The organism is Pseudomonas nitroreducens, assembly GCF_024170165.1.
Lineage (GTDB): Bacteria > Pseudomonadota > Gammaproteobacteria > Pseudomonadales > Pseudomonadaceae > Pseudomonas > Pseudomonas nitroreducens_C.
In genome coordinates this window covers 158,227-182,221 of sequence record NZ_JALJXP010000009.1, presented here as the reverse complement: position 1 = coordinate 182,221, position 23,995 = coordinate 158,227, and the positions used below count along the sequence as shown (strand labels likewise).

Genomic DNA, 23,995 nt, shown 5'->3' with positions numbered 1-23,995 from the left:
GCGTCTTAGAGCTGGATGCCCATGCCGTCGAAGGCCACCTCGATGCCGCGGGCGTCCAGTTCGGCACGTTCCGGCGAGGCGATGTCGAGGATGGGATTGGTGTTGTTGATGTGGATGAGCACCTTGCGCGGCCCGTCGAGGCCGTCGAGCACCTCGATCATCCCGCCCGGCCCGCTCTGGGCCAGGTGGCCCATCTCGCTGCCGAGCTTGTCGCCCACTTCGCAGACGCGCATCTCGTCGTCGCGCCACAGCGTGCCGTCCACCAGCAGGCAGTCGGCGCGGCGCATCCAGCCCAGCAGCTGGTCGTCCACCTGGCCCAGGCCGGGTGCGTAGAACAGCTTGCCGCCGGTGGACAGGTCCTCGATGAACAGACCGATGTTGTCGCCCGGATGCGGGTTGCCCCGGTGCGGCGAATACGGCGGCGCGCTGCTGCGCAGGGCGATGGCGGTGAGGCGCAGGCCCGGGCAGGCCGGGATGCTGAAGGGCTTCGCGTCCAGCTCTATGAGCCGGTGCTTCAGCCCGCCGTTCCAGTGCGACAGCATGGGGAACAGCGGGAAACCGGTGGACAGGTCCTGGTGAACCATCTCCGTGCACCACACCTCGTGCGGGCAGCCTTCACGCAGGCTGAGCAGGCCGGTGGTGTGGTCGATCTGGCTGTCCAGCAGGATGATCGCGGCAACCGCCGAATCGCGCAGGCGCCGCGCCGGCTGCAACGCCGGGAACGACGCCAGCTGGACGCGGATGTCGGGTGAGGCGTTGCAGAGAATCCAGTTGGCGCCGTCGTCGGACAGCGCGATGGAGGATTGGGTGCGTGGCTGCGCGATCACGCTGCCGTCGCGTACGCCGCGACAGTTGCGGCAGTTGCAGTTCCACTGGGGAAAGCCGCCACCGGCGGCCGACCCGAGAATTCGGATGTGCATGACAGTGCCCCGTGGGCAGGGGCCCCGGCGGACCGGGGCGCAGTGGATCAGCGGTTGGCGAAGTACAAGGTCACTTCGAAGCCAAGGCGCAGGTCGGTGAAGCTAGGCTTGGTCCACATGGGTCTGTCCTCTTTTTTTGTTAGGCAAGGTGCCGGCAGGACCGGCAAGTCGAGTTAAACACCAGGGTCAGACACTCCGAATGATACTTTCGAAGGAGATTCCCCCCTGATTTGGTAGCGGGCCCGCGACAGCTGTCGCGCCCCGCCGCTACAACTGTCCCATCGCTGCGACAGCCGTTGCCCGGTTGCGCTCGCGCCCTCCGGGGGCGAACGCTCTGGCGTGGGGCTGGACGCCCCACGTGGAGTGATTCGGCACAGGCCTTGCTCGGGCACTCGTCGCCCGTGACCGACCGGTCTAGACTGGCTCTTCCTAGGAACGGTCCTACACGGAGCCGGTCCCTTACAAAAACAATGCGCCGCAGCCATGCTGACGGCCGCCGGGAGTGACCATGCACCCGCAATCCCTGGAAAACTGCCCGAACGACCTTGCTGCCTTTATTGCCGATCACTTCGGCGAGCGTGACATCCAGCCCGAGGGCGCCATCGCGCGCTCCTGGTACCGCAGCGTGATGGAGCACCATCTCGACCCGCGCGCGCGGGCGGAAAAACACATCCTCACCGCCGGGGAAATCCGCGACCACCAGGGCCTGCACCAGGACTACCTGGCCATCGCCAGCCAGGGCGTCACCGGCCTCGCCCGGCGCGTGCTGCCGGCAGGTTTCGCGGTGCTGCTCAGCGACGAGCGCGGCATCACCCTCGATGCGCGCCTGCCCAGCGAGCGCGACCGCTACACCCAGGCCGGGCTGATCGTCGGCGCGCGCTGGGACGAATCCATCGCCGGCACCAACGGCATCGGCACCGCGCTGGCCGCCGGCGAGGCGCTGACCATTCACCGCCAGGAACACTTCCTGGTCAGCAACTTCCGCCTGAGCTGCTCGGTGGCGCCGATCTTCGACGCCCAGCACCGCCTGCGCGGCTGCCTGAACGCCACCTGCCTGTACAACGACGGGCCCAAGGACGCGCAGTACCTGACCCTGCAGCTGGTGATCCTGTACGCCCGGCTGATCGAGAACGCCAGCTTCCGCCAGCGCTACCGCGACCGCCTGACCCTCTCGGTGAAGGCCCGCGACGAGGTGTCGGACCTGGCCAACGAACAGCTGATCGCCCTCGACGAACAGGGCCGGGTGATCGGCGGCAACCACGCCGCCTTCACCGCCTGCCGTGGCGAGCTGCTGGGCAGCCGCATCGAGCAGTTGCTGGAAGCGGACGTCGATCAGTTGCTCGACCTGAGCAAGGGCGGCGCACGGGGCATCCGCCTGCGCACCCTCGCTGATCACGCGCTGGTGGACGTCGGCCTGCGCACTCCGGCCAGCCCACCGCGCCGCAGTGCACCGGCCACGGGTGCAACCAAGAGTCCGGAGCATCCCGACCTCGCCCGACTCGCTGGCGCCGACCCGCGCCTGCAGGACGGCGTGCGCAAGCTGCGCAAGGTGCTCGACAAGGGCATCTCCATCCTGGTCACCGGCGAGACCGGCACCGGCAAGGAAGCCTTCGCCCGCGCCATCCACCAGGCCAGCGCACGCCACGCCGGGCCCTTCGTCGCACTGAACTGCGCGGCGATTCCGGAGAGCCTGATCGAGAGTGAGCTGTTCGGCTACCGCGGCGGCAGCTTCACCGGTGCCAGCAAGAAGGGCATGAAGGGCAAGCTGGAACTGGCCAATGGCGGCACCCTGTTCCTCGACGAGATCGGCGACATGCCCGCGCACCTGCAGACGCGCCTGCTGCGCGTGCTGGCCGAGCGGGAAATCCTCCCGCTGGGCGCCGAAGCGCCGGTGGCGCTGGACGTGCAGGTGGTCTCGGCGACCCACCAGAACCTGGCCGAGATGATCCGCGCCAAGGGCTTCCGCGAGGACCTGTTCTACCGCCTCGCCGGCATGACCCTGCAACTGCCAGCGCTGCGCGAGCGCACAGACCGCGAGGCGCTCATCGACAGCCTGCTGGCCGGCCTGGGCGGCAAGCTGCACCTCGATGCCGCGGTGCGCGAGCGGCTGCGCGGCCATCCGTGGCCGGGCAACATCCGCCAGTTGCTGAACTGCCTGCGCTACGCTGCCGCCCTCGCCGAGGACGGCCGCATCGACCTGGACTGCCTGCCGATGGAACTGCATCAGGCCGCTCCCGCCGTGGCCTGCGAAACACCGCCGGCAGCCACCGCCCTCGCCGCCCGCCTGGACGACGACGAAGCCCGCCACCTGCTGGCGGCGCTGCGTGAGCAGCAGTGGAATATCAGTGCGGTGGCGCAGCAGTTCGGCATTGCCCGGTCGACCCTGTATCGGAAGATGAAGAAGCACGGCATCGTGCAGCCCAATGCGCTGTATTGATCCTTTCCCTTTTCCCTGCGCCCGCTTGTTGCCGGCATGCCCCGCACTCCTGTAGGAGCGGGCCATGCCCGCGACAGACCTTGCGCGGCAACCTCCTGCGCAAGGCACGCATCCAGGCGCAGGGAAAAAGGAGCGGGCCTCACCTGGCAAGGAAGGCCCGCCCAAGCAAAACGGTGATGGGTTTACCGGTACGGCATTCTCTTTCCCAGGAAACACCGTGCGCGCCCTGGCCCACTCTCCCCCGCCAGGGCTGGGGAGAGGGCCTACGCCCAGTCACGGACTAACCGGTAGCTCACTCCTGCGCATAAACCACATGCGTGTGCGTGTACTCGTACAACCCATGCTTGCCATCCGCGCCGCCGATACCGGACTTGCGGGTGCCGGCGTGGAAGCCCTGCATCGCCTCGAAGTTCTCGCGGTTGATGTAGGTCTCGCCGAAGTCCAGTTCGCGGCTGGCCTTGAGGGCGGCGCTGAGGTTGCGGGTGTAGATCGACGAGGTCAGGCCGTAGTCGCTGTCATTGGCCAGGGCGATGGCTTCGTCGAGGTCGTCCACCACCTGGATCGGCAGCACCGGGCCGAAGATTTCCTTGCGCATGATCTCCATGTCGCCCTTGCAGCCGGCGAGCACGGTGGGCTGGTAGTGGAAGCCCTTGCCGAGGTCGGCGACGGCGCCGCCGGTGATGATCTGGGCGCCCTGCCCGGTCGCCGTGCGGACCATCTGCGCGACCTTGTCCAGGCCGATCTGGTTGACCAGCGGACCCATGTCGAGGTCGGCCTGCACGTTCGGGTCGCCGAAGCGGGTGGCGGCCATGGCGGCGGCGATCTTCTCGATGAACTGGTCGGCCACCTGGCGCTGCACGTAGACGCGCTCGGCGCAGTTGCACACCTGCCCGGTATTGATCACCCGCGAGGCCTTGATGGCATTCACCGCCAGTTCCAGGTCGGCATCGGCGAGGACGATGGCCGGCGCCTTGCCGCCCAGTTCGAGGTTCAGCTTGGTGATATTCGGCGCGGCCGCGGCCATGATCCGCGAGCCGGTGGCGACGCTGCCGGTGAAGCTGATCAGGTCCACCCCGGCGTGGCTGGTCAGCGCGCTACCGGCGCTGGCCCCGGTGCCGCCGACGACGTTGAAGACGCCGGTGGGCAGGTCGGTTTCCGCCACCAGGCGGGCGAACTCGAAGCAGTTGATCGGGGTTTCTTCACTGGGCTTGATGACGATGGTGTTGCCGGTCAGCAGGGCCGGCGCCATCTTCCGGGCGATCAGGAAGAACGGGAAGTTCCACGGCAGGATACCCGCCACCACACCCAGCGGCTTGCGCAGCAGGAAGATGTGCTCGCCGGCGCGGTCGCTGGTCAGCACTTCGCCTTCCAGGCGGCGCGCCCACTCGGCCATGTAGTCGAGGTAGTCGGCGGTGAAGTTCACCTCCACTTCCGCCAGCGCCGGCACCTTGCCCTGCTCGGCAGTAATGATTTTCGCCAGGCGCGGCGCGTTGGCGCGAACCTTCTCGGCGATCTTGCGCAGGTAGCCGGCGCGCTCGATGGCGGGCTTCGCCGCCCAGGCCTTCTGCGCCTGGCGGGCGGCACCGATGGCGCTGTCCACCTGGGCCGCGCTGGCCTCGGGAATGCGCGCCAGCAACTCGCCGTTGGCTGGATTGTGCACCTCGATCAACGGCTCGCCGGCAACGAAGCGGTTGTCGATGTAGTGCTGGTAGGTTGTCACGTCAGTCATGGGGTTGGTCTCCTTTTAGACGGTCACTTGGCGGCGGTCTTCTGCGCGCCGGCCAGTTGTTCCTTGAGGTCGTAGGCGCGCTTGATCAGGTACTGGTGCACGGCCTCGGCCTGCTGCAGGTCGAGGTGGCCCTGGAACGAAGGCATGCCATCGGGGATGCGGCCGCCGTAGATGATGCCGAGGAAGCGCTGGTGGTTTTCCGCGCTGAGGGTGCGCAGGTCGGGCACCACGCCGCCACTGATGGCGTTGATGCCGTGGCACTGCGAGCAGCTGCCGTTGAACAGCTCGCGACCCTGGTCGATCTGCGCGGTGGTGCCGGTCAGCGCCGGCGGCTCGGGCTTGCGGTCGGCCCACTTGTAGTTGATGTCCGGCAGCTTCGCGGTGCCGCCCAGCTTGTAGGTCAGCACCTGGGCGTTGGGCTTGACCCCGGCGCGCAGCGACAGGGCCCCGGCAAAGGTGGAGAAGGCGCCGCCCCAGCCGGCCATGAAGGTCACGTACTGCTCGCCATCCACCTCATAGGTGATCGGTGCGGCCATCACGCCGGTGTTGGCCGGGGATTCCCAGAGCTTCTTGCCGTTCTCGGCGGCGTAGGCCACCACACGGCCGTCGGCGGTGCCTTCGAATACCAGGTTGCCGGCGGTGCTCAGGGTGCCGCCGTTGAAGATGGTGCTGTACGGCACTTCCCAGCGTTTTTCCTGCTTCACCGGGTCCCAGGCGATCAGCTTGCCGGTCCAGGTGTCGGCGATCTTGCGCAGGCCTTCGGGATCCTCGGGCATCATCCCGGTGTTGACGTCGAGCTGGTAGATGCTCTTGAACTTGGAGCGCGGCGGCGCGCCGTCCACATCCTGGTACATCGCCGACATGATGTGCGCGGGGATGTACACCAGGCCGGTGTTGGGGTTGTAAGACATGGGCTGCCAGTCGTGGGCCCCCCAGAAGGCCGGCTGGATCAGGCGCGCCTTCTTCTCCGGGTCCTTCCAGTAGTCGGAGACCTTCTCGTTGCGGATCGGCCGGCCGGTCTTCAGGTCGACACCGGTAGCCCAGTTGATCGGCACGATGTTATTGGCCGAGAGCAGTTCGCCGGTGGCACGGTCGATAACGTAGAAGAAGCCGTTCTTCGGCGCCTGCATCAGCACCTTGCGCTGCTTGCCGTTGATCTCCATGTCCACCAGCATGATGTGCGCGGTGGCGGTGAAGTCCCAGGCATCTCCCGGCGTGGTCTGGTAGTGCCAGACGTACTCGCCGTTGTCGGGGTTGATCGCGACGATGGACGAGAGGAACAGGTTGTCGCCCTTGCCTTCGCTGCGGATCCGCGGGTTCCACGACGAGCCGTTGCCGACGCCGATGTACAGCAGGTTCAGCTCGGGGTCGTAGGACATCGAGTCCCACACGGTGCCGCCACCACCCTGCTTGGCATAGTTGTCGCCGAACCAGGTCTTGGCGGCGATCTCCATGCCCTTGCCCTTGGGCATCTCCTTGGGGTCACCGGGCACGGTGAAGAAGCGCCAGTCCTGCTTGCCGGTCTCGGCATCGTAGGCGGTGATGTAGCCGCGCACGCCGAACTCGGCGCCGCCGTTGCCGATGATCACCTTGCCCTTCACGATGCGCGGCGCGCCGGTGATGGTGATGCTGCGCGACGGGTCGGTGCGGGTATCGACGCTCCACACGCGCTTGCCGGTCTTGGCATCGATGGCTTCCAGGCGACCGTCGAGCACGCCGACGTAGACCTTGCCCTTCCACACCGCCACGCCACGGTTCACCGCATCGCAGCAGGCTTCGCCGGCGCGGCTGCGGTCGGACTGCGGGTCGTACTTCCACAGCTGCTCACCGGTGCGGGCGTCCAGTGCGTAGACGATGGAGAACGGCCCGGTGGTGTACATCACGCCATCGACCACGATGGGCGTGGCTTCCACGCCGCGGTCGATGTCCAGCTTGTGGCTCCAGGCCAGGCCCAGGCTGCCGACGTTGCTCTGGTCGATCTGCTTGAGCGGGCTGTAGCGCTGCTCGTCGTAGGTACGGCCGGTGGTCATCCAGTTGCCCGGCTCCTTGTCGGCAGCGGCGATGCGCTTGCCATCGACGTTGGCGGGCGTTTCAGCGGCGTGGATATTCGGGGACAGACCGGCCATCAGCAGCGAGGCGGTCAGCAGGGAATGGCGCAGAGTGGGTTGCAGGCGAACGGAAGGCACGTGCAGGCCAATCGATCTCATGGAGGTTCTCCGATTCTTGTTGGTGCCGCGGATCGTTCGCCGCGGCTTGCAAGGCTCAGAGCAACCGCTGTGCCAGGGTTGGCGGAATAGGCTGGAGGGCCTGCCGTTCGGGGCTTCCGGCGCTTTCTGCCGGCGCCGAGGCAGGTGTTGCGGGCGCTACAGGTGTTGCACGGGACCGCGGCAGCTGTTGCGCAAGCGGGACGTTGCGAACGCTCTTGTAGGAGCGGATTCATCCGCGATGGTGTCCGGCGCGAAGTGGGGCCAATCGCGGACGGAGTCCGCTCCTACGCGGGGACGAACCGCGACACAGGCGCCGGAAAAAAGAAAACGCGGCAGATGCCGCGTTCGACGAAGGCCGTCGCCCATGGAAGTGGGCACGGAAGCGGACGGCCGCCCGAACGGGCGCGTCGACACAAGGGATGCCTGGTGGAGTGCCAGGCGGGGTACACCAGGAAGGGCCGGCGAGCCTGATGGGAGAAGGCTCGCCGGTTTACTGCTGACTGTTAGAAGAAGCCCAGCGGGTTGATGTCGTAGCTGACCAGCAGGTTCTTGGTCTGCTGGTAGTGGTCGAGCATCATCTTGTGGGTCTCGCGGCCGACGCCGGACTTCTTGTAGCCGCCGAACGCGGCGTGGGCCGGATACAGGTGGTAGCAGTTGGTCCACACGCGGCCGGACTGGATGCCACGCCCCATGCGCCAGGCGCGGTTGATGTCGCGGGTCCAGACGCCAGCACCGAGACCGAACTCGGTGTCGTTGGCAATCGCCAGGGCTTCGGCTTCGTCCTTGAAGGTGGTCACGCCCACCACCGGGCCGAAGATTTCCTCCTGGAACACGCGCATGCCGTTATGGCCTTTGAGCAGGGTCGGCTGGATGTAGTAACCGCTGGCCAGATCGCCCTCCAGGCGCTCGCTGGAACCGCCGGTCAGCAGCTCGGCGCCCTCGCTCTGGGCGATGTCGAGGTAGGACAGGATCTTCTCGTACTGCTGCTGCGAGGCCTGGGCGCCGACCATGGTCTCGGTGTCCAGCGGGTTGCCGCGCCTGATCGCCTTGATCTTCTTCATCACCTCGAGCATGAACGGCTCGAAGATCGACTCCTGCACCAGCGCCCGCGACGGGCAGGTACAGACTTCGCCCTGGTTGAAGAACGCCAGCACCAGGCCCTCGGCAGCCTTCTCGATGAAGGCCGGCTCGGCCTGCATGATGTCCTCGAAGAAAATGTTCGGGCTCTTGCCGCCCAGCTCCACGGTGGACGGGATGATGTTCTCCGCCGCGCAGTGGAGGATGTGCGAGCCGACCGGGGTGGAACCGGTGAAGGCGATCTTGGCGATGCGCTTGCTGGTGGCCAGCGCCTGCCCCGCTTCCTTGCCGAAGCCCTGGACGATGTTCAGCACGCCCGGCGGCAGCAGGTCGCCGATGATCTCGGCGAGCAGCATGATCGACAGCGGGGTCTGCTCGGCCGGCTTGAGCACCACGCAGTTGCCGGCGGCCAGGGCCGGGGCCAGCTTCCACGCGGCCATCAGCAGCGGGAAGTTCCACGGGATGATCTGCCCGACCACGCCCAGCGGTTCGTGGATATGGTAGGCGACGGTGTTCTCGTTGATCTCGGCGGCGCCGCCTTCCTGCGCGCGGATGCAGCCGGCGTAGTAGCGGAAGTGGTCAGCGGCCAGCGGCACATCGGCGTTCAGCGTCTCGCGCACGGCCTTGCCGTTGTCCCAGGTCTCGGCGACGGCGAGCTGCTCCAGGTTCTGCTCGATGCGGTCGGCGATCTTCAGCAGGATCAGCGCGCGATCCTGCACCGAGGTACGGCCCCAGCTGCCGGCTGCGGCGTGGGCGGCGTCGAGGGCGCGCTCGATGTCTTCGGCGGTGGAGCGCGGGAACTCGGCGATGACTTCACCGTTCACCGGCGACGTGTTGCTGAAGTACTGGCCCAGCACCGGCGCGACGAACTCGCCGCCGATGAAGTTGCCGTAGCGCGGCTTGAGGGTGACGACGGCGCCTGGGGTTCCGGGTGCGGCGTAGATCATGGGGTGCTCTCCTGTCGGTTCCCGGCCTGAATCGGCCGGGTCATGGAGCGATCTTAGGCAGCGCCCTTCCCACCCCGGAATGCACCCATGGGCGTGGTGGGTTACTCATTTGGTAGTAGACTGGCGATCGTCGCTGGTTGTAGTGCGCATAACCCGGAACGGGTTATCCGCCGACGCCGCGACGGCGGATAACGCTGTCGCGTTATGCGCCCTACGATACTGTTTGCAGGAGCGGGCCCTGCCCGCGATGGCGCCCATGGACGCTGCCCGGCAATTCCGGCCAACCGCCGAGCCGCCTGAAACGCCGGCCTTGCCGGCGGATCGCGGGCATGGCCCGCTCCTACAGGGAAAGGCCGTGCTACGGTTCGCGAGCAAGTTCGCTCCTACGAGGAGCAACAACTCTCGCACTGGGTTTGGCTTTGGGTTTGGCTCTTAAAGACTTCCAGAGAAATACCCACGCACTCCGAACGCCCCGTTCAGGAGGCCTCGTTGAAGCGAAGTTTCAGGGGTTGAGCGACATGGATGTCGCGAGAGCCACGATGGGCCAGGGATGGCCCGTCGTGGCGTGCCCCTGAAACTTCGCTTCGACGAGGGAATTTTTCGCCTAAGCGAAAAACCGGATGATTGGGGCAAGACCTTTGCCCACTTTGGGTCTTTCCAAAGTGGGTCGCCCGAGGGGGCGAAACAGGAAGCCTGAGCACACACCAAAGCGGCGCAGGAACACCCAAGCCAAGGCAGCAGAACGGCAACACCGGAGCAAAAGAAAGCGCCGGCCCTGCCGGCGTATCGCGGGCAGGGCCCGCTCCTACAGGTTGAGTTTCACGCCGGCGCAAAAGCTAAGGGCCGACTCAATGGCCGGCCCTTAGCCCCGATCACACAACCATCACTTCTTCGCCACCAGATCCTTGGGCAGCTTGAAGGTCCAGATCATCCCGCCCTGGTCCAGGTCCTTGATGCGCTTGGCCACCTCGCCGCCCCACAGCGGCACCGCGCCGCCCCAGCCGGAGAGGACGGTGACGTACTGCTCGCCGTCCATTTCCCAGGTGATCGGCGAGGCGATCACGCCCGAACCGGTGTTGAACTGGTAGAGTTTCTTGCCAGTCCTGGCGTCGAAGGCCATCAGGTAACCCTCGGGGTTGCCGGTGAACACCAGGTTGCCGTGGGTCGCCAGCACGCCGCCCCACAGCGGCGCGTAGTTCTCGTAGCGCCAGACCTGCTTGCCGGTCTTCGGGTCGATGGCGCGCAGCACGCCGATGTACTTCTCGTTCAGCGGCTTGATGGTGAAGCCCGCGCCGAGGTACGCCGCGCCCTTCTTGTAGGCGATGTTCTCGTTCCACATGTCCATGCCCCACTCGTTGGACGGCACGTAGAACAGCCCGGTGTCCTGACTGTAGGCCATGGGCATCCAGTTCTTGCCACCGAGGAACGACGGCGCGACGAACACCGAAGTGCCCTTCTCACCCCCCTCGCTCGGAGCACCCGGACGGTGCGCGTCGTCGTAGATCGGCCGGCCGTCCTTGTCCAGGCCCTTGGCCCAGGTCACCTTGTCGACGAAGGGGAAGCCACGGATGAACTTGCCGTTGGTGCGGTCGAGCACGTAGAAGAAACCGTTGCGATCGGCGGTAGCCGCGGCCTGCACGGTCTTGCCGCCATCCTTGTAGTCGAAGGACACCAGCTCGTTGACGCCGTCGAAGTCCCAGCCGTCGTGCGGGGTGGTCTGGAAGTGCCACTTGATCGAGCCGTCCTCCGGGTTCAGCGCCAGGCGCGAGGAGGAGAACAGGTTGTCGCCCGGACGCAGGTGCGAGTTCCACGGCGACGGGTTGCCGGTGCCGATGAACAGCGAGTCGGTGCTCGGGTCGTAGTAGCCGCCCAGCCAGGGCGCGGCGCCGCCGGTCTTCCACAGGTCGCCCGGCCAGGTCTTGCCCGCCTCGCCGCCGGAGATGCCGTTCTCCACCGCCTTGCCGTCCTTGTAGACGTAGCCCATGTGGCCTTCCACGGTCGGGCGGCTCCACAGCAGCTCGCCGTTGGTGGGGTTGTAGGCCTCGATCTTGCCGACCACGCCGAACTCGCCGCCGGCCACGCCGGTGATCAGCTTGCCCTTGGCGATCAGCGGCGCGGCGGAGATGGAGTAGCCGGCCTTGTAGTCCGCCACGGTCTTCTTCCACACCACCTTGCCGGTGTCCTTGTTCAGGGCGACGAGCTTGGCGTCGAGGGTGCCGAAGATCACCAGGTCGCCGTACAGGGCCACACCCCGGTTGATCACGTCGCAGCAGGGCATGATGCCGTCGGGCAGGCGCGCGTCGTACTGCCAGAGCTTGCGACCGGTGCGCGCGTCGGCGGCGAACACCCGCGAGTAGGAGGCAGTGACGTACATCACGCCGTCCTTGATCAGCGGTTGTGCCTGCTGGCCGCGCTGCTTCTCGCCACCGAAGGACAGCGCCCAGACCGGCCGCAGCTCTTTCACGTTGTCGCTGTTCAGGGTGTTCAGCGGGCTGAAGCGCTGGCCCTGCTGGTTGATCCCGTTGACCACGATCTGGTCGGTGCGCTTGGCGGAATCGCTGATGTCCTGGTCGGTCACCCCGGCGTGGGCGCCCAGCGAGGCCAGGCTGATGGCGGTGAACAGCACGGTGCGGGCGAAAGGTTGAAGCTGTCTCATGGCGGTGCGCCTCTGCGATTGTTGTTGTACCCGGAAAAATCTCCCGGTCTGTCGCAGATTCTTGGTTTGCCGGGGCGGGCCAACAATTGAACGCAGTGCCGAATTTGCTAGTTCCTTGGTAGCAATACCGGGCCGCGAAGGCGCGGAAACAGCGGCGTGCGTAGGAGCGGACTTTGTCCGCGATGGCATCCGGCGCGATGCTGACCTATCGCGGACGGAGTCCGCTCCTGCGCTTGGCCCCGCAGCGGAGTTGTCAGCGAGCCTACGAACGCGGGATCACGGTTCATCGACTCGCGGCAGGGCCTTCTGCTCGTAGCGCGGATAGAGGTGACTGACGCTGCGGATCAGCTCGTAGCGGGTCAGGCTGACGCCGGCGAAACGCTCGGGGATGGGCGTGCGCAGGAGGTCGTTCATGTCGGCGCCCTGGGCGATGCCGTCGCGCATCAAGCTGTCGAGCCAGCCGAGGTAGTCGCGCATCTGCGCAAACGGCGCGGCGTCGGTGGCGATGGGGCCGTGACCGGGAACGATGAGCTTCCAGGGCAGCTTCTGCAGTGTGTCGATATCGCCCAGCCACACGTCCAGCCCCGGACTGTTCGGCGTGGTCAGCGCCCGCTGGTAGAACACGATGTCGCCGGCGAACAGCACGCCGGTGGTCTCATCGAGAATCGCCAGGTCCGCGCCGGTATGCCCGCGCAGCCCCACGAGACGGAATCGATGGCTGCCCATCTGCAGCTCCCCCGGCGTCACCGTCTCGGTGGGCAGCACCACTTCCGTGCCGCGCATCCAGTCGCCCACCAGGCGGTACATGTTCTCCGCCATGGCGTTGCCCTGCTCTTTCAGCAGCTTGCCGGTGCCGGCCAGAGCGCCGATGGGCACGTCGGTGAAGGCCTGGTTGCCCAGCACGTGGTCGGGGTGATGGTGGGTGAGCAGCACTCGCCTCACCGGCTTGCCGGTGGTCTGCTGGATCAGCATGCGCAAGGCTTCGCCGTAGCGCCTCGACGGGCCGGTATCGATCACCAGCACGCCGTCGCCGGTGTCGATGAAGGCGACGTTGACGATGGCACCGCCATTGTCCCTGGCGAAGTTGTCGGTACTGCCCTCTACCAGCCAGGTGCCTTCGGCGATCTGCCGGGGTTGAAGGTGGTACTGCAGGTCGGCCAGTGCCGGCAGGCACAGGCAGGCCAGGGCGATCAGGAGGAAACGCATGGGCACCTCGTCAGCACAGGGCGGCGCCGGCTCGCTGCGGTGTCATCGCAGAGCGGCCTGGAATTCGTTGCCGTTGTTGTCGTGCAGCCAGAGCTGCGTGTGCGGATGGCCCCGCACCTCGAAGGTGAAGGTGGGGTTCTCGCTGACCGCCGGGAACAGGTCCAGGCGGGCGAAGACTTCGCCGTCCGGCCCGCGCAGTTCCGCGTGGTCGAGATAGAACTCCGGGATGCCACCGACCAGTCCGTTGTCCATCGGGTGCGAGACCGACAGGCGCACCCGGCTGTATTCGCCCCTGGGGTAGGCCTCGCCGTGGACCTGGCCGAGGCGGTCTTCCCAGCCCGGCTGCGCACGCACCACGCTGGGCGCGGTACAGCCGCCACCGGCGGCATCGATCCAGGCCGAACCGACGTGCCAGACGCCCTTTTCGTCGCGCAACGCGGCGCGGATCGGCGTGGCCTGCTCGATGCGGATACGCACCGCCAGCAGCGGCTCCAGGTGCTCGCCCGGATAGAGCGTCAGCACATGGGGAATCGGGTTCAGCTCGGCCCACAGCAGCAGGCGGTCGAAGCGCCCCGGCAAGGCGCGGGCGTCCACTTCCACCGGCACCTGGCGGGAGTCCTCGGCGAACGGCGGCACACCCAGCTTCACCCGCTCGTCGAAGACATAGGGCTCGCCGTTCAGCAGGCGCTTGTGGTGGTACTCCCACATCACCGAGGGCATCGGGTCGCCCTCCACTGCCGCCGCCAGCAGCGGCAGCGCGCAGATCCCGAGCAGCAGTTCGCGCCTGTGCATCCTGTCTCCCTCACTGCACGTCCTGGTAGAGCCCCGGCAGTTCGTAACGCACGCCGTAGGCCGCGTAGAGCTTTTCCATCTCGCCGCTGCGCACCAGCTCCTCCAGCTCGCCGTCCAGGGCGTTGGAGAGCTGGCGGTTACTTTCATGCACGGCCATGCCGATGTCCCACTCGGGCTGACCGAGGTTGGGATAGGTGTTTTCGGCGTTCTTCAGGTGCACGTCGGCGGCCTGCGCGCGCATCCAGTCCAGTTCGCCACGCAGGGCCATCACCGCATCCACCTTGCCCGCGCGCATGCCGTCGAAAGCCGCCTGGGTACTGGGGAAGTGCACGGTCATGCGGCTGAGCTGGCCGCCCAGCACCGAGGTCAGGTAGAAGGACGGCACGCTGTCCAGTTCGACGCCGATGGGGTGCTCGCGGAACGCGGCGATGGTGTCGACTTCGGGCAGTCGGCGGTTGTCACTGACTACTTGCCAGCGCTCGCGCTGGTAGGGGCCGAACATCACCACCTGCTCGTTGGCGAACTCGCCGACATCGTTGCGCCGGTTGGCGTACTGGCGGTCGTAGGGCACCCGCAGCATCACGTCGGCGACCACGCCGGGACGCAGGTAGTGGCCCTTCCAGATGAAGTTGCGCAGGTCATCGTCCAGCCGTTCGCCCGGCGTGACCCAGAGGAACTCCGCGCGCAGGCCCAGCCCGCTGGCCAGGCGTTTTGCCAGGTCGACGTCGACCCCGCGCGGCTGCCCGCCCTGCATGAAGCTGTAAGGCGGGAAGTTTTCGTACACGGCAACCCGCAGCACGCCGCTGGAGACCATGTCCTCGTAGGGGCGAACCCCGGCCTGCGCCTGCCCCAGCAACAGGCACAGGGCCAGACCCAGGAGCGCGCCGATCAGCAGATTGGGCAGGCGCATGGCGGTCACTCTTCCACGTGCACGCTGTCCAGGTAGGTGCGGATCGCCCAGAGGCCTTCCTGGCTGATGTAGTCGGCCATCTTCGGCATGTACACGGCCCCGTCGCGTACCGCGCCGTTGATCACCCGCTCCTTGAACCACTCATCCCCTTCGGCGCCGACATCGAGCATGCGCAGGTCGGGAGCGATGCCGCCGGACTTGGCTTCCAGGCCGTGGCAGCGCGCGCAGTTCTGGTTGTAGGCCGAGGCGCCGATCTCCACCGCCTTGGCGTGGTTGGCGTAGGGTTCGCGGTAGGGGTTGGTGTCGCGCCATTCCTTGCCCAGCGGTTCCAGCCCCGTGGTATCCACTGCCTGGGGCGTCACATTGCCGTGGGACAGGGCCAGGCCCGTAACTCCCAGGCCGGCCACCAACAGCAGGCCACACAGCACGTTCTTGTTGTTCATCACTTCATCCTCTCATCGAGATGCTTGGCAAGGCACGGCGCCCGGAACGACGCCTGTGATGAGATGGTAAGAACGCGCGGCCGGCGGCCGAATCCTGCTTTGGATGCTCCCGTCTACTCCCTTGGTACTAGGACGGCGGTTGGCCATGGTCGCTGAATGGCCGCCATTGGTCTGCCGCTATTGCCGGGAATTGGCTATTCGAAGGTGGCGTCGCGAGGGGTAACTTAGCTCCATTCCCGCACTCCCGCGGGCCCCCCACTGGAGATCACCATGAGCGCACGCATCGAATGGCCCAAGGCCGCCCCTGACGCCTACAAGGCCATGCTCGGCCTGGAGCAGGCCCTGGCCAAATCCGGACTGGAAACCTCGCTGCTGGAGCTGATTCGCCTGCGTGCCTCGCAGATCAACGGCTGCGCCTATTGCGTGAACATGCACGCCAACGATGCCCGCAAGGCCGGCGAGACCGAGGCGCGGCTGCAGACCCTGAGCGTCTGGGAGGAAACCCGCTTCTTCACCGAGCGCGAGCGCGCCGCGCTGGCCTGGGTGGAAAGCCTCACCCGCCTGCCGGAAAAACACGCCCCGCAGGACCAGTTCGACGCTTTGCGCGAGCAGTTCAGCGAGGCCGAGATCGTCAACCTGACCCTGGCGATTGCCACCATCAATGCGTGGAACCGCTTTGGCGTCGGCATGGCGATGGTGCCCTGAGCAGGCACCACTCGTCCTTCATCCACATACCCCGGACAATCTGGTGGAAACACCTGTCTTCTTGTGAAAATCCGTGCCTGGGCTTTCCCTCTCCCCCGCCCTGGCTGCGCGCCCCGCTCCGAAGGGAGAGGGGGCAGACCGTGCCGGCTGAAGCCACGGTTTCATCCTGCGCCGAACGGTCCCCTCTCCCTTCAGGGAGAGGGTTAGGGAGAGGGCAAACCACCACGCGGGAGTTAATGTAAGCGGGCCATGGGGCGCTCCTGCAGGGGAATCCGCCCCTGATCAGCCCTCGACCAGCTCCACCTGCTCCGGCTCGCGCTTCATCAGCACGCGGCCATTGCGGATCGAGTACAGCGCCTTGGTCTGCTGGCGCACCGCTTCGTAGTCGCTCTCCACACCCAGCACCAGCAGGTTGGCCGGCCGGCCGGCGGCGATGCCGTAGCGCGCGCCCAGGTTCAGCGCACGGGCGCTGTTGTCGGTGACCAGGTCCAGCGCACGCTGCAGGTCGTCGAAGCCCATCATGTGGCAGATGTGCAGGCCGGCATCCAGCACGCGCAGGATGTTGCCGTTGCCCAGCGGATACCACGGGTCCTTGATCGAATCCTGGCCGAAGCAGACGTTCATGCCGGCACGGTCGATCTCGGCCACGCGGGTCACGCCACGGCGCTTCGGGAAGGTATCGAAGCGGCCCTGCAGGTGGATGCTCTCGGTCGGGCAGGAAACGAAGTTGATCCCCGAACGCTTGAGCAGGCGGAACAGCTTGGAGCAGTAGGCGTTGTCGTAGGAGCCCATGGCCGTGGTATGGCTGGCGGTGACGCGACCGCCCATGCCGCGCACGCGGGCTTCTTCGGCGAGTACTTCGAGGAAGCGCGAGTTCGGGTCGTCGGTCTCGTCGCAATGCACGTCCACCAGGCAACCGGTGCGCTCGGCCAGGTCCATCAGGAACTTGATCGAACTGACGCCCTGCTCGCGGGTGTTCTCGAAGTGCGGGATGCCGCCGACCACATCCGCGCCCAGGCGGATCGCTTCTTCCATCAGCTCGCGGCCGCCCTCGTAGGACTCGATGCCCTCCTGCGGGAAGGCGACGATCTGCAGGTCCACCAGGTGCCGCGCTTCTTCACGGACTTCCACCATGGCCTTGAGCGCCGCCAGGGTCGGGTCGGTTACGTCGACGTGGGTGCGCACGTGCTGGATGCCGTGGGCGGCCAGCATGCGGATGGTGGTGTGGGCGCGGGACTTGGTGTCATCAAAGGTGATGGTTTCCTTGCGCTGGGCCCAGCGCTCGATGCCCTCGAACAGGGTGCCGCTCATGTTCCATTCCGGCTCGCCGGCGGTCAGGGTGGCGTCGAGGTGGATGTGCGGCTCCACCAGCGGGGCGATGGCCAGGTTGCCACGGGCGTCGATGTCGCCGCCGCAGGCCTCCACGGTGCCGGCTTGCTGCACGACCTCGGCGATGACGTCGCCTTCGCAGCGGATGGTGTACAGGCCGGTCTGCTTGCGCAGGGAGGCGTTGATGATTTTCATGGGATCAAAGGTCCTCTTCAGGCTATTCGTGGCGCGGCGCATTGGACATGCGCCAGATGAGCAGCGCCACGGAGGTATTCAGGCGGAACTGCGCGTCGTCCAGGGACTGGCCACTGAGGGCCTCGATGCGCGCGATCCGCTGGTTCAGGGTGTTGCGGTGGATGCCCAGGCGCTGTGCCGCCTTGAGCGCGTTGCCGTCTGCCTGGACCAGCGCGTCAAGCGTCTCGATCAGCAGGTGCGGCTGTTTGCGGCCCGCGTCGTTGAGCGGACCGAGGGTGTCCTTGACGAACTGCTCGACCACCGCGCGATCGGGGATCGCTCGCAGCAGGCGCAACACGCCCAGCTCACGGTAGTCGCAGAAGCCGGCCGGCGCCTGCATGCCTTCGGCGACGTCGAGCGCCTGGCGCGCTTCGAGCAGCGCGCGGGGGAATTCGGCGCAGGACTCGGCGCGGGCCGACAGTCCCAGATAGGCGCGCAACGGCGCCAGTTCCTGCTGCAACCCGGCGGCCAGGGCATGCAGTTCGGCACGGTCGGCATCGCCCAGCAGCAGGACGAACAGGTCGCCCTGGATCACCACCGGCAGGCGCTCGGGGCGTTCCTGCTGCCAGTTCTCCAGGTGGTCGAGCAGGCGCTGGCGGGTCAGTTGCAGCACGCGCTCGGCCTCTTCCGGCTCCTGCTGCTGGAACAGCCTGTCGACGCCGGACAGCCGCAGCGCCACCAGGCGCCGCGGGGTTTCCAGCGGCAGCTCCAGGTGCCGGGCACGGCGGCGGACGATCTCCAGGCTCGGGTAATCGCCGCTGAGCAGCTGGCCGAGGATGTCGCGGCGCGAGGTCTTCACCTGGGTCATCTGCACCAGCGCCGTGCCGATCAGGTGGGTGACGATGACCATCTTCAGCGCATAGGGCTGCTCGATCAGCGGCAGGCCTTCCGTCTCGGCCAGGTGAACCACGCACGGCGGAATGCGCTGGATGAACTCGTCGCCGGTGAGGATGACGATGCCGGCGATGCCGCTGGCGACGCCTTCGCGCACCAACTGCAGCAGGTTGGCTTCGTCACGGCTGTGGTTGATGCCGGTGACGAACACCAGCTCGCCGCCCATCACCCAGTCGGCGATGCCGACGTTCTCCGCCACGTAGGACCAGCGCACGCTGCGATGCACGTTGCGCGCGCCGGCCCGCAGCACGAGGCTTTCCAGCCCCGGCAGGCGGAGGATTTCCTCGACGCTCAGGCTCAAGCGCGCGGCTCGGCCACCGGCGCACGGGCGCGGGTGACTTCGGTGAGGATGATGTAGCAGAGGGCCGACGCGGCGATGCCCACCAGCGGTGCGATCCACGGCGAGGCATAGGCCAGGCCGGCACCGACGGCGTAGGACACGAGGCCCGTGACATTGAATGCCGGGATGTGGGCGCCCACCAGCGCCGGGTATTCACCGCGGTTGCGGTACCAGTAGTCAGCCATGATCACGCCACCCAGCGGCGGGATGATCGAGCCCAGCAGCACCAGGAACGGGATCAGCCATTCGTACATGCCGCCGATGGCGAGGATGATGCCGATGCCCGCGGCCAGCAGGGTCATGGTCCGGCGACGCTCGCTGCGCACCAGGTGGCAGGCGGCGGCGGAAACGTTGTAGATGGTCGGCCCCTGGATGGTCCACAGGTTCAGGCAGAGCATGATCACCGCGGCGAAGGACAGGCCCTGCAGCACCATCACTTCGACGATGTCGGCGTTCTGGTAGACGATGGCGCACCAGGCGCCGGCGACGATCATCAGGCCGTTGCCGATGAGGAAGGCGACCACGCTGGCGATCACCGCGATGCGCCCGCTGCGGGCCATGCGGGTCCAGTTGGTGGCCTGGGTCGCGCCGCTGGCAAAGGTGCCGAAGACCATGGTCACGGCGGCGGAGAAGGTTAAGGTCTGGCTCGGCTCCTTGGCCAGCAGGCCGCTCCAGCCACCGGCATGGTTGGTGGCGATGACCATGGACGCCACCAGCAGGATGAACATCAGCGGCACCGACACGCGGGACATGATGTCCAGGCCCTTGAAGCCGATGATCGCGGTGATCGAGAACAGCAGGCCGAAGGCCACCATCAGCGGGATGTTCAGCCACTCGGGCAGGGACAGCATCTTCACCAGCACGATGGCCACGGTGGCGGTGCCCCAGGCGTACCAGCCCAGTTCGGCGAAGCCGAGGAGGAAGTCGGACAGCTTGCTGCCGCGCTCGCCGAAGCAGAAGCGGCCCATCAGCACGGTGTTCAGTCCGCTGCGCGAGGCGATCAGGCCCAGGGCGGCAGCGTAGACGGCGAGCAGCACGTTGCCGATGAAGGCGACCCAGAGCATGTCGACGAAGTCGAAGGCCATGCCGATCTTGCCGCCGGCGAACATGGTGCCGGTGAAGAAGGTGAAGCTGAACAGGACCATGGCGATGGGCAGCAGGCCTTTGCGCCCTTCCCTGGGCGTCGCGCTCAGGGGGAACTCACTGGGGGAACTCATACAGGGGGGATCTCCGCGAGGATTGGTTGAGGACTCCCGGCACAACGCAAATAGCGGGCCGGAAAAGCCAATCAGGAACGACGCGGAAATTTTGAGCATGTCGAACATTGTGAACTGTTCACAATGCACACTTCCGGTGGGTGTAACGGCGTTTCAAGATAGCTCAAATGTGCATTGTGCGGATTTTCGGGGCACGATGCAGCTTTTTCGCACCAAAACCTGACGAAGCCTTGATCCATGTCTGTGCCGTTCGGCGGATTTCCCGCCTCCAAACGCAACGGCAGTCTGCACTTTCTCCCTGCGACACCCTGTCACCCCCAGACAAGGAAATGGCACGGACAACAAGTCCGGCGCACACCGACGCAGGCAGACTCTCCTCAATGTTCCGTCCGCTGTCCGCCCCAGGCAGACGGCCCGATAACAACCGATAGCCCGCCAACAAGAAAAAGGGAGTACCCGCCAATGAGCGTCGCCAGGTTCCTCGCTCCATCGGTCCTCGCGCTGAGCACGTGCCTCGCGATGGGCGCAGCCCACGCCGAGCTGCCGACCGAGAGCATCGGTGAGTCCGTCTTGCCGTTCCCGCCCTCGCCGCACCGCGCCTACATCGTCGACGTGGAGTTCGAGAACTTCATCGCCGGCCGCGTCACCGTGGTCGACCCCGAGCAGAAGAAGATGCTCGGCATGGTCAGCACCGGCTTCGTGGCGCCGTCCACCCTGAGCCACGACGCCAAGACCCTGTACTCCGCCGACACCTTCTACTCCCGTGGCACCCGCGGCGTGCGCACCGACGTGCTGACCGCCTGGGACACCTCGAACCTGCGTCCGAAGTGGGAAGTGGAAATCCCGGCCAAGCGCGCCTCGATCCTGACCCAGAAGTACGCCCTGGGCACCAGCTCGGATGACCGCTTCGTCTACATCTACAACTTCACCCCGTCCACCTCGGTCACCGTGGTCGACACCCAGGAGAAGAAGGTCGCCAGCGAAATCGCCATCAGCGGCTGCGTGCTCAACTACCCGGTGGGCAAGCGCGCCTTCGCCTCGCTGTGCGGTGACGGCCAGCTGCAGATCACCAAAATCGGCGACGACGGCAAGGAAACCGGCCGCAGCCAGACGCCCTTCTTCGACCCGAACAAGGAGAAGCTCAACGAACGCGGCCTGGCCGTGGGCGAGACCTACTTCTTCGTGACCACCGACGGCATGGTCAAGCCGGTGGACGTTTCCGGCGACAAGCCGAAGATGCTGCCGAGCTGGTCGCTGACCACCGACGAAGAGCGCAAGAAAGGCTGGGGCACCGGCGGCTGGCAGCTGATGGCCGTAGCGCCCAAGCTGAACCGCATGTACGTGCTGATGCATGAAGAGCACAGCGCCGGCAAATGGGAAGACCCGAGCCCGTTCATCTGGGTCTACGACCTGAAGACGCAGAAGAAGATCGGCACCCTGGAAGCACCCAAGCCGGTGTGGAGCCTGCACGCCACTACCGACGACAAGCCGCTGCTGCTGGGCACCGACGTCGAAGGCGGCCTGCAGATCTTCGACCTGAAGACCGGCAAGTACAACGGCGCCATGGACAAGATCGCCAAGACACCGATCCTGGTCCTGAGCCACTAAAACCACTCCGAGAGGTACGGATATGTTTTCCGATCCGATCCTGATCATCGCCAGTGCGGTGGCCGTTGCGGTGCTGCTCGCCAGCGCCGCCAGCCACAAGCTGCGCGCGCCGATGCGCTTCGCCCGCCAGGTCGAAGACTACGGCCTGCTGCCGGCCTCGCTGGTCGGCCCGGTGGCCCGCGTGCTGCCGGTGGTCGAAGGCGTGGTCGCCTTCGCCCTGCTGGTGCCGGCGAGCCGCCACGTCGCGGCCCTGGCCGCCACGGCGCTGATCCTGTTCTATGCCGGCGCCATCGGCATCAACCTCTGGCGCGGGCGCCGCGACATCGACTGCGGCTGCTCCGGCCCCGGCCAGATGCAACCGCTGCGCCCGGTACTGCTGCTGCGCAACGCGATCATCGCCGCGCTCGCCCTGATTGCCTCCTGCGCTCCGCAGGCCCGCGAGATGGGCGTGTTCGACGCCTTCGTGATCCTCGCTGCCAGCGCTGTCGCCCTGCTCCTGTATGCCGCGGCCGATGGCCTGCTGGCCAATCATCCCCGCCTGCTCAAACTCATCGGAAGGTGAACAAATGGAAGGTCTGATCGTTTCCAACATTCTTCTCTGGGTGCTGCTCATCGCCCTCGCCTTCACCGTCATGGCGCTGGTGCGCCAGATCGGCGTCCTCCACGGCCGCGTTGCACCGGCCGGCGCGCTGATGGTCGACAAGGGCGTAGCGGTCAACGAGCCCGCGCCGAAAGTCACCGCCGCCGACCGCCACGGTCGTCCGGTCAACTTCGGCTATGAAGGCGAGCGCGGCCAGCTGCTGTTCTTCCTCTCGCCGACCTGCCCGATCTGCAAATCGCTGCTGCCGGCGATCAAATCCATCGCCAAGGACAAGGCCGGCGAGCTGGAAGTGATCTACGTCAGCGACGGCGACATGGCCGCCCAGCAGGCGCTGATCGCCGAGCACGGCCTGGAGAAATCCGCCTACGTGGTCGGCCCGGAAGTCGGCATGACCTACCAGATCGGCAAGCTGCCCTACGCCGCGCTGATCGACAGCAAGGGCATCCTGCGCGCCAAGGGCCTGGTGAACTCCCGTGAGCACCTGGACAGCCTGTTCGAGGTCGAGCACCTGGGCAGCGCCACCCTGCAGCAGTACATGAATGGCACCGGCCACGTGCACACCCACGACGCCAGCCACGGCCACAGCCACTGATCACGGAGAGAACAAGAATGAAATTCCTCGACAACCTGTTCGAGCGCTCCTCCCGCCAGGTGGCCAACGTCACCTCGCGCCGCAAGCTGCTGGGCCGCTTCGGCTCGCTGCTGGTGGCCGGCGCCGCCCTGCCGATCATCCTGCCGATCGACCGCACCTCCAAGGCCCTGGCGGCCGAGGCGCCCAAGGCCGGCGACCCAGGTGACCCGAACAGCTGCGACTACTGGCGCTACTGCTCCATCGACGGCTTCCTCTGCACCTGCTGCGGCGGCACCACCACCTCCTGCCCGCCCGGCACCGATGCTTCCCAGGTGACCTGGATCGGCACCTGCCGCAACCCGGCGGACGGCAAGGACTACATCATTTCCTACAACGACTGCTGCGGTAAGCACAGCTGCTCCCAGTGCGCCTGTACCCGCAACGAGAGCGAGGAACCGCTGTACCGTCCGTTCAACAACAACGACGTCAACTGGTGCCTGGGTGCGGAATCGCGCATCTACAACTGCACCGTCACCATCATCCGCGGCGTCGCGGTCTGAAGTCGGGAGAAAAGCCCATGCGCAGTCTCGTTGTCGGCGCCCTGCTCTGCAGTCTGGTCGCCCCCATCGCTCAGGCCCGTGCGATCCCCGATCCGCACCAGCGGCCGGCGCCCGGCAACGAGGAGGTGCAGAAGCCGATCTCCCAGCAGAGCTACACCCCGGCCACCAACTACCAGCTGCAATGCGCCGGCTGCCACCTCACCGCCGGCAGCGGCAGCAAGGCCAACGACACGCCGCGCCTGCACGGCTTCGTCGGCAACTTCCTGAAGGTGGACGGTGGCCGGCAATTCCTCGTGCGCGTGCCGGGCATGTCCCAGTCCGCGCTGAACGACGCGCAACTGGCCGACCTGCTCAACTGGCTGCTGCGCAAGGACGGCATGGCCGGCGACAGCATGCCTGCCGAGTTCAAGCCGTACACCGCCGAGGAAGTCAAAGCCACGCGCTATGAAGCCCTGCTCAACCTGCCGGGCACCCGCGCCGGGCTGATCCAGGCAATGCGCAAGCAGGGCATCACCATCACCGATGGGATGAGCGATGCGTACTGAGTGATTGCTCTGGCGGCTTGCCCGCCGGTACGAAGAGTTGCCTCCGCTCTACGCCCGCTGCTCCAGC

General features: G+C 66.5%; 20 protein-coding genes. 7 read left to right on the top strand and 13 right to left on the bottom strand.

Annotation, left to right across the window (positions count from 1 at the left end; all coding sequences use genetic code 11):
- Window positions 1-5 precede the first annotated feature (5 nt).
- On the bottom strand, window positions 6-920 hold the full coding sequence (gene pqqB, locus J2T47_RS19130; protein ID WP_253450158.1) for a pyrroloquinoline quinone biosynthesis protein PqqB: 915 nt from the start codon (window positions 918-920) through the stop codon (window positions 6-8).
- A gap of 47 nt (window positions 921-967) precedes the next feature.
- Window positions 968-1,039, bottom strand: a complete 72-nt coding sequence (gene pqqA / locus J2T47_RS19125) for a pyrroloquinoline quinone precursor peptide PqqA (RefSeq protein ID WP_003106462.1) — start codon at window positions 1,037-1,039, stop codon at window positions 968-970.
- 389 nt (window positions 1,040-1,428) lie between these two features.
- Between pqqA and J2T47_RS19120 the strand changes: the two genes are divergently transcribed.
- Window positions 1,429-3,357, top strand: a complete 1,929-nt coding sequence (locus tag J2T47_RS19120; protein WP_253450155.1) for a sigma-54-dependent Fis family transcriptional regulator — start codon at window positions 1,429-1,431, stop codon at window positions 3,355-3,357.
- 292 nt (window positions 3,358-3,649) lie between these two features.
- On the opposite strand, the gene aldA is transcribed toward J2T47_RS19120, so the two are convergent.
- The 8 genes from aldA to pedF form a co-directional block, all read right to left on the bottom strand.
- Window positions 3,650-5,086 (bottom strand): aldehyde dehydrogenase, encoded by a 1,437-nt coding sequence (gene aldA / locus J2T47_RS19115; protein ID WP_253450152.1) that lies wholly within the window; start codon window positions 5,084-5,086, stop codon window positions 3,650-3,652.
- 23 nt (window positions 5,087-5,109) lie between these two features.
- A complete protein-coding gene (locus J2T47_RS19110; protein WP_253450149.1) occupies window positions 5,110-7,293 on the bottom strand; it encodes a PQQ-dependent dehydrogenase, methanol/ethanol family in 2,184 nt (727 codons plus the stop codon).
- Window positions 7,294-7,796: 503 nt separating this feature from the next.
- Entirely contained in the window at window positions 7,797-9,317 is a 1,521-nt protein-coding gene (gene exaC, locus J2T47_RS19105) for an acetaldehyde dehydrogenase ExaC (protein WP_253450147.1), read from the bottom strand.
- A gap of 883 nt (window positions 9,318-10,200) precedes the next feature.
- Complete coding sequence (locus tag J2T47_RS19100; protein ID WP_253450143.1) at window positions 10,201-11,973, bottom strand: methanol/ethanol family PQQ-dependent dehydrogenase; 1,773 nt, start codon at window positions 11,971-11,973, stop codon at window positions 10,201-10,203.
- 276 nt (window positions 11,974-12,249) lie between these two features.
- Window positions 12,250-13,179: a quinoprotein relay system zinc metallohydrolase 1 gene (locus tag J2T47_RS19095; RefSeq protein WP_253450140.1), complete on the bottom strand. Its 930-nt coding sequence runs from the start codon at window positions 13,177-13,179 to the stop codon at window positions 12,250-12,252.
- A 42-nt stretch (window positions 13,180-13,221) separates the two neighbouring features.
- Window positions 13,222-13,971 carry a quinoprotein dehydrogenase-associated SoxYZ-like carrier gene (locus tag J2T47_RS19090; protein ID WP_253450137.1) on the bottom strand — a complete coding sequence of 250 codons (750 nt, stop codon included), beginning with the start codon at window positions 13,969-13,971 and terminating at the stop codon, window positions 13,222-13,224.
- Window positions 13,972-13,981: 10 nt separating this feature from the next.
- Window positions 13,982-14,881 carry a substrate-binding periplasmic protein gene (locus J2T47_RS19085; protein ID WP_253450134.1) on the bottom strand — a complete coding sequence of 300 codons (900 nt, stop codon included), beginning with the start codon at window positions 14,879-14,881 and terminating at the stop codon, window positions 13,982-13,984.
- Between the two features lie 5 nt (window positions 14,882-14,886).
- Window positions 14,887-15,324 (bottom strand): cytochrome c-550 PedF, encoded by a 438-nt coding sequence (gene pedF / locus J2T47_RS19080; RefSeq protein ID WP_253450131.1) that lies wholly within the window; start codon window positions 15,322-15,324, stop codon window positions 14,887-14,889.
- A gap of 270 nt (window positions 15,325-15,594) precedes the next feature.
- Here pedF and J2T47_RS19075 point away from each other — a divergent pair, with 270 nt between their 5' ends.
- Window positions 15,595-16,029 carry a carboxymuconolactone decarboxylase family protein gene (locus J2T47_RS19075; protein WP_253450128.1) on the top strand — a complete coding sequence of 145 codons (435 nt, stop codon included), beginning with the start codon at window positions 15,595-15,597 and terminating at the stop codon, window positions 16,027-16,029.
- 282 nt (window positions 16,030-16,311) lie between these two features.
- Here J2T47_RS19075 and codA read toward each other — a convergent pair whose 3' ends face one another.
- Genes codA through codB form a run of 3 tightly spaced genes read right to left on the bottom strand, consistent with a single transcriptional unit; the run spans window position 16,312 to window position 20,043 of the window.
- Complete coding sequence (gene codA, locus J2T47_RS19070; RefSeq protein ID WP_253450125.1) at window positions 16,312-17,553, bottom strand: cytosine deaminase; 1,242 nt, start codon at window positions 17,551-17,553, stop codon at window positions 16,312-16,314.
- Window positions 17,554-17,575: 22 nt separating this feature from the next.
- Window positions 17,576-18,787 carry a PucR family transcriptional regulator gene (locus J2T47_RS19065; RefSeq protein ID WP_253450122.1) on the bottom strand — a complete coding sequence of 404 codons (1,212 nt, stop codon included), beginning with the start codon at window positions 18,785-18,787 and terminating at the stop codon, window positions 17,576-17,578.
- On the bottom strand, window positions 18,784-20,043 hold the full coding sequence (gene codB, locus J2T47_RS19060) for a cytosine permease (protein ID WP_253450118.1): 1,260 nt from the start codon (window positions 20,041-20,043) through the stop codon (window positions 18,784-18,786). The genes J2T47_RS19065 and codB overlap by 4 nt, the downstream gene beginning before the upstream one ends.
- Window positions 20,044-20,505: 462 nt before the next feature.
- On the opposite strand from codB, the gene J2T47_RS19055 reads away from it, so the two are divergent.
- From J2T47_RS19055 to J2T47_RS19035, 5 genes are read left to right on the top strand one after another with little or no spacing between them, the layout of a single operon-like run.
- Entirely contained in the window at window positions 20,506-21,651 is a 1,146-nt protein-coding gene (locus tag J2T47_RS19055) for an amine dehydrogenase large subunit (protein ID WP_437180997.1), read from the top strand.
- Between the two features lie 22 nt (window positions 21,652-21,673).
- Window positions 21,674-22,213, top strand: a complete 540-nt coding sequence (locus tag J2T47_RS19050) for a MauE/DoxX family redox-associated membrane protein (RefSeq protein WP_192296067.1) — start codon at window positions 21,674-21,676, stop codon at window positions 22,211-22,213.
- A gap of 4 nt (window positions 22,214-22,217) precedes the next feature.
- Complete coding sequence (gene mauD, locus J2T47_RS19045) at window positions 22,218-22,844, top strand: methylamine dehydrogenase accessory protein MauD (protein WP_253450112.1); 627 nt, start codon at window positions 22,218-22,220, stop codon at window positions 22,842-22,844.
- Window positions 22,845-22,861: 17 nt separating this feature from the next.
- Window positions 22,862-23,383 carry a methylamine dehydrogenase light chain gene (locus J2T47_RS19040; protein ID WP_045217996.1) on the top strand — a complete coding sequence of 174 codons (522 nt, stop codon included), beginning with the start codon at window positions 22,862-22,864 and terminating at the stop codon, window positions 23,381-23,383.
- A gap of 17 nt (window positions 23,384-23,400) precedes the next feature.
- Window positions 23,401-23,928 (top strand): cytochrome c, encoded by a 528-nt coding sequence (locus J2T47_RS19035; RefSeq protein WP_253450109.1) that lies wholly within the window; start codon window positions 23,401-23,403, stop codon window positions 23,926-23,928.
- The last annotated feature ends 67 nt before the right edge of the window (window positions 23,929-23,995 follow it).

Excerpts from the sequence above, each read along its gene's own strand:
- J2T47_RS19050 (WP_192296067.1), top strand. The coding sequence starts at position 21,674 with ATGTTTTCCGATCCGATCCTGATCATCGCCAGTGCGGTGGCCGTTGCG.
- J2T47_RS19120 (WP_253450155.1), top strand. The coding sequence starts at position 1,429 with ATGCACCCGCAATCCCTGGAAAACTGCCCGAACGACCTTGCTGCCTTT.
- pedF (WP_253450131.1), bottom strand. The coding sequence starts at position 15,324 with ATGAACAACAAGAACGTGCTGTGTGGCCTGCTGTTGGTGGCCGGCCTG.
- codA (WP_253450125.1), bottom strand. The coding sequence starts at position 17,553 with ATGAAAATCATCAACGCCTCCCTGCGCAAGCAGACCGGCCTGTACACC.
- J2T47_RS19055 (WP_437180997.1), top strand. The coding sequence starts at position 20,506 with ATGAGCGTCGCCAGGTTCCTCGCTCCATCGGTCCTCGCGCTGAGCACG.
- codB (WP_253450118.1), bottom strand. The coding sequence starts at position 20,043 with ATGAGTTCCCCCAGTGAGTTCCCCCTGAGCGCGACGCCCAGGGAAGGG.
- J2T47_RS19035 (WP_253450109.1), top strand. The coding sequence starts at position 23,401 with ATGCGCAGTCTCGTTGTCGGCGCCCTGCTCTGCAGTCTGGTCGCCCCC.
- J2T47_RS19095 (WP_253450140.1), bottom strand. The coding sequence starts at position 13,179 with ATGCGTTTCCTCCTGATCGCCCTGGCCTGCCTGTGCCTGCCGGCACTG.
- J2T47_RS19110 (WP_253450149.1), bottom strand. The coding sequence starts at position 7,293 with ATGAGATCGATTGGCCTGCACGTGCCTTCCGTTCGCCTGCAACCCACT.
- J2T47_RS19100 (WP_253450143.1), bottom strand. The coding sequence starts at position 11,973 with ATGAGACAGCTTCAACCTTTCGCCCGCACCGTGCTGTTCACCGCCATC.
- J2T47_RS19090 (WP_253450137.1), bottom strand. The coding sequence starts at position 13,971 with ATGCACAGGCGCGAACTGCTGCTCGGGATCTGCGCGCTGCCGCTGCTG.
- J2T47_RS19085 (WP_253450134.1), bottom strand. The coding sequence starts at position 14,881 with ATGCGCCTGCCCAATCTGCTGATCGGCGCGCTCCTGGGTCTGGCCCTG.
- exaC (WP_253450147.1), bottom strand. The coding sequence starts at position 9,317 with ATGATCTACGCCGCACCCGGAACCCCAGGCGCCGTCGTCACCCTCAAG.
- J2T47_RS19075 (WP_253450128.1), top strand. The coding sequence starts at position 15,595 with ATGAGCGCACGCATCGAATGGCCCAAGGCCGCCCCTGACGCCTACAAG.
- J2T47_RS19040 (WP_045217996.1), top strand. The coding sequence starts at position 22,862 with ATGAAATTCCTCGACAACCTGTTCGAGCGCTCCTCCCGCCAGGTGGCC.
- pqqB (WP_253450158.1), bottom strand. The coding sequence starts at position 920 with ATGCACATCCGAATTCTCGGGTCGGCCGCCGGTGGCGGCTTTCCCCAG.
- mauD (WP_253450112.1), top strand. The coding sequence starts at position 22,218 with ATGGAAGGTCTGATCGTTTCCAACATTCTTCTCTGGGTGCTGCTCATC.
- aldA (WP_253450152.1), bottom strand. The coding sequence starts at position 5,086 with ATGACTGACGTGACAACCTACCAGCACTACATCGACAACCGCTTCGTT.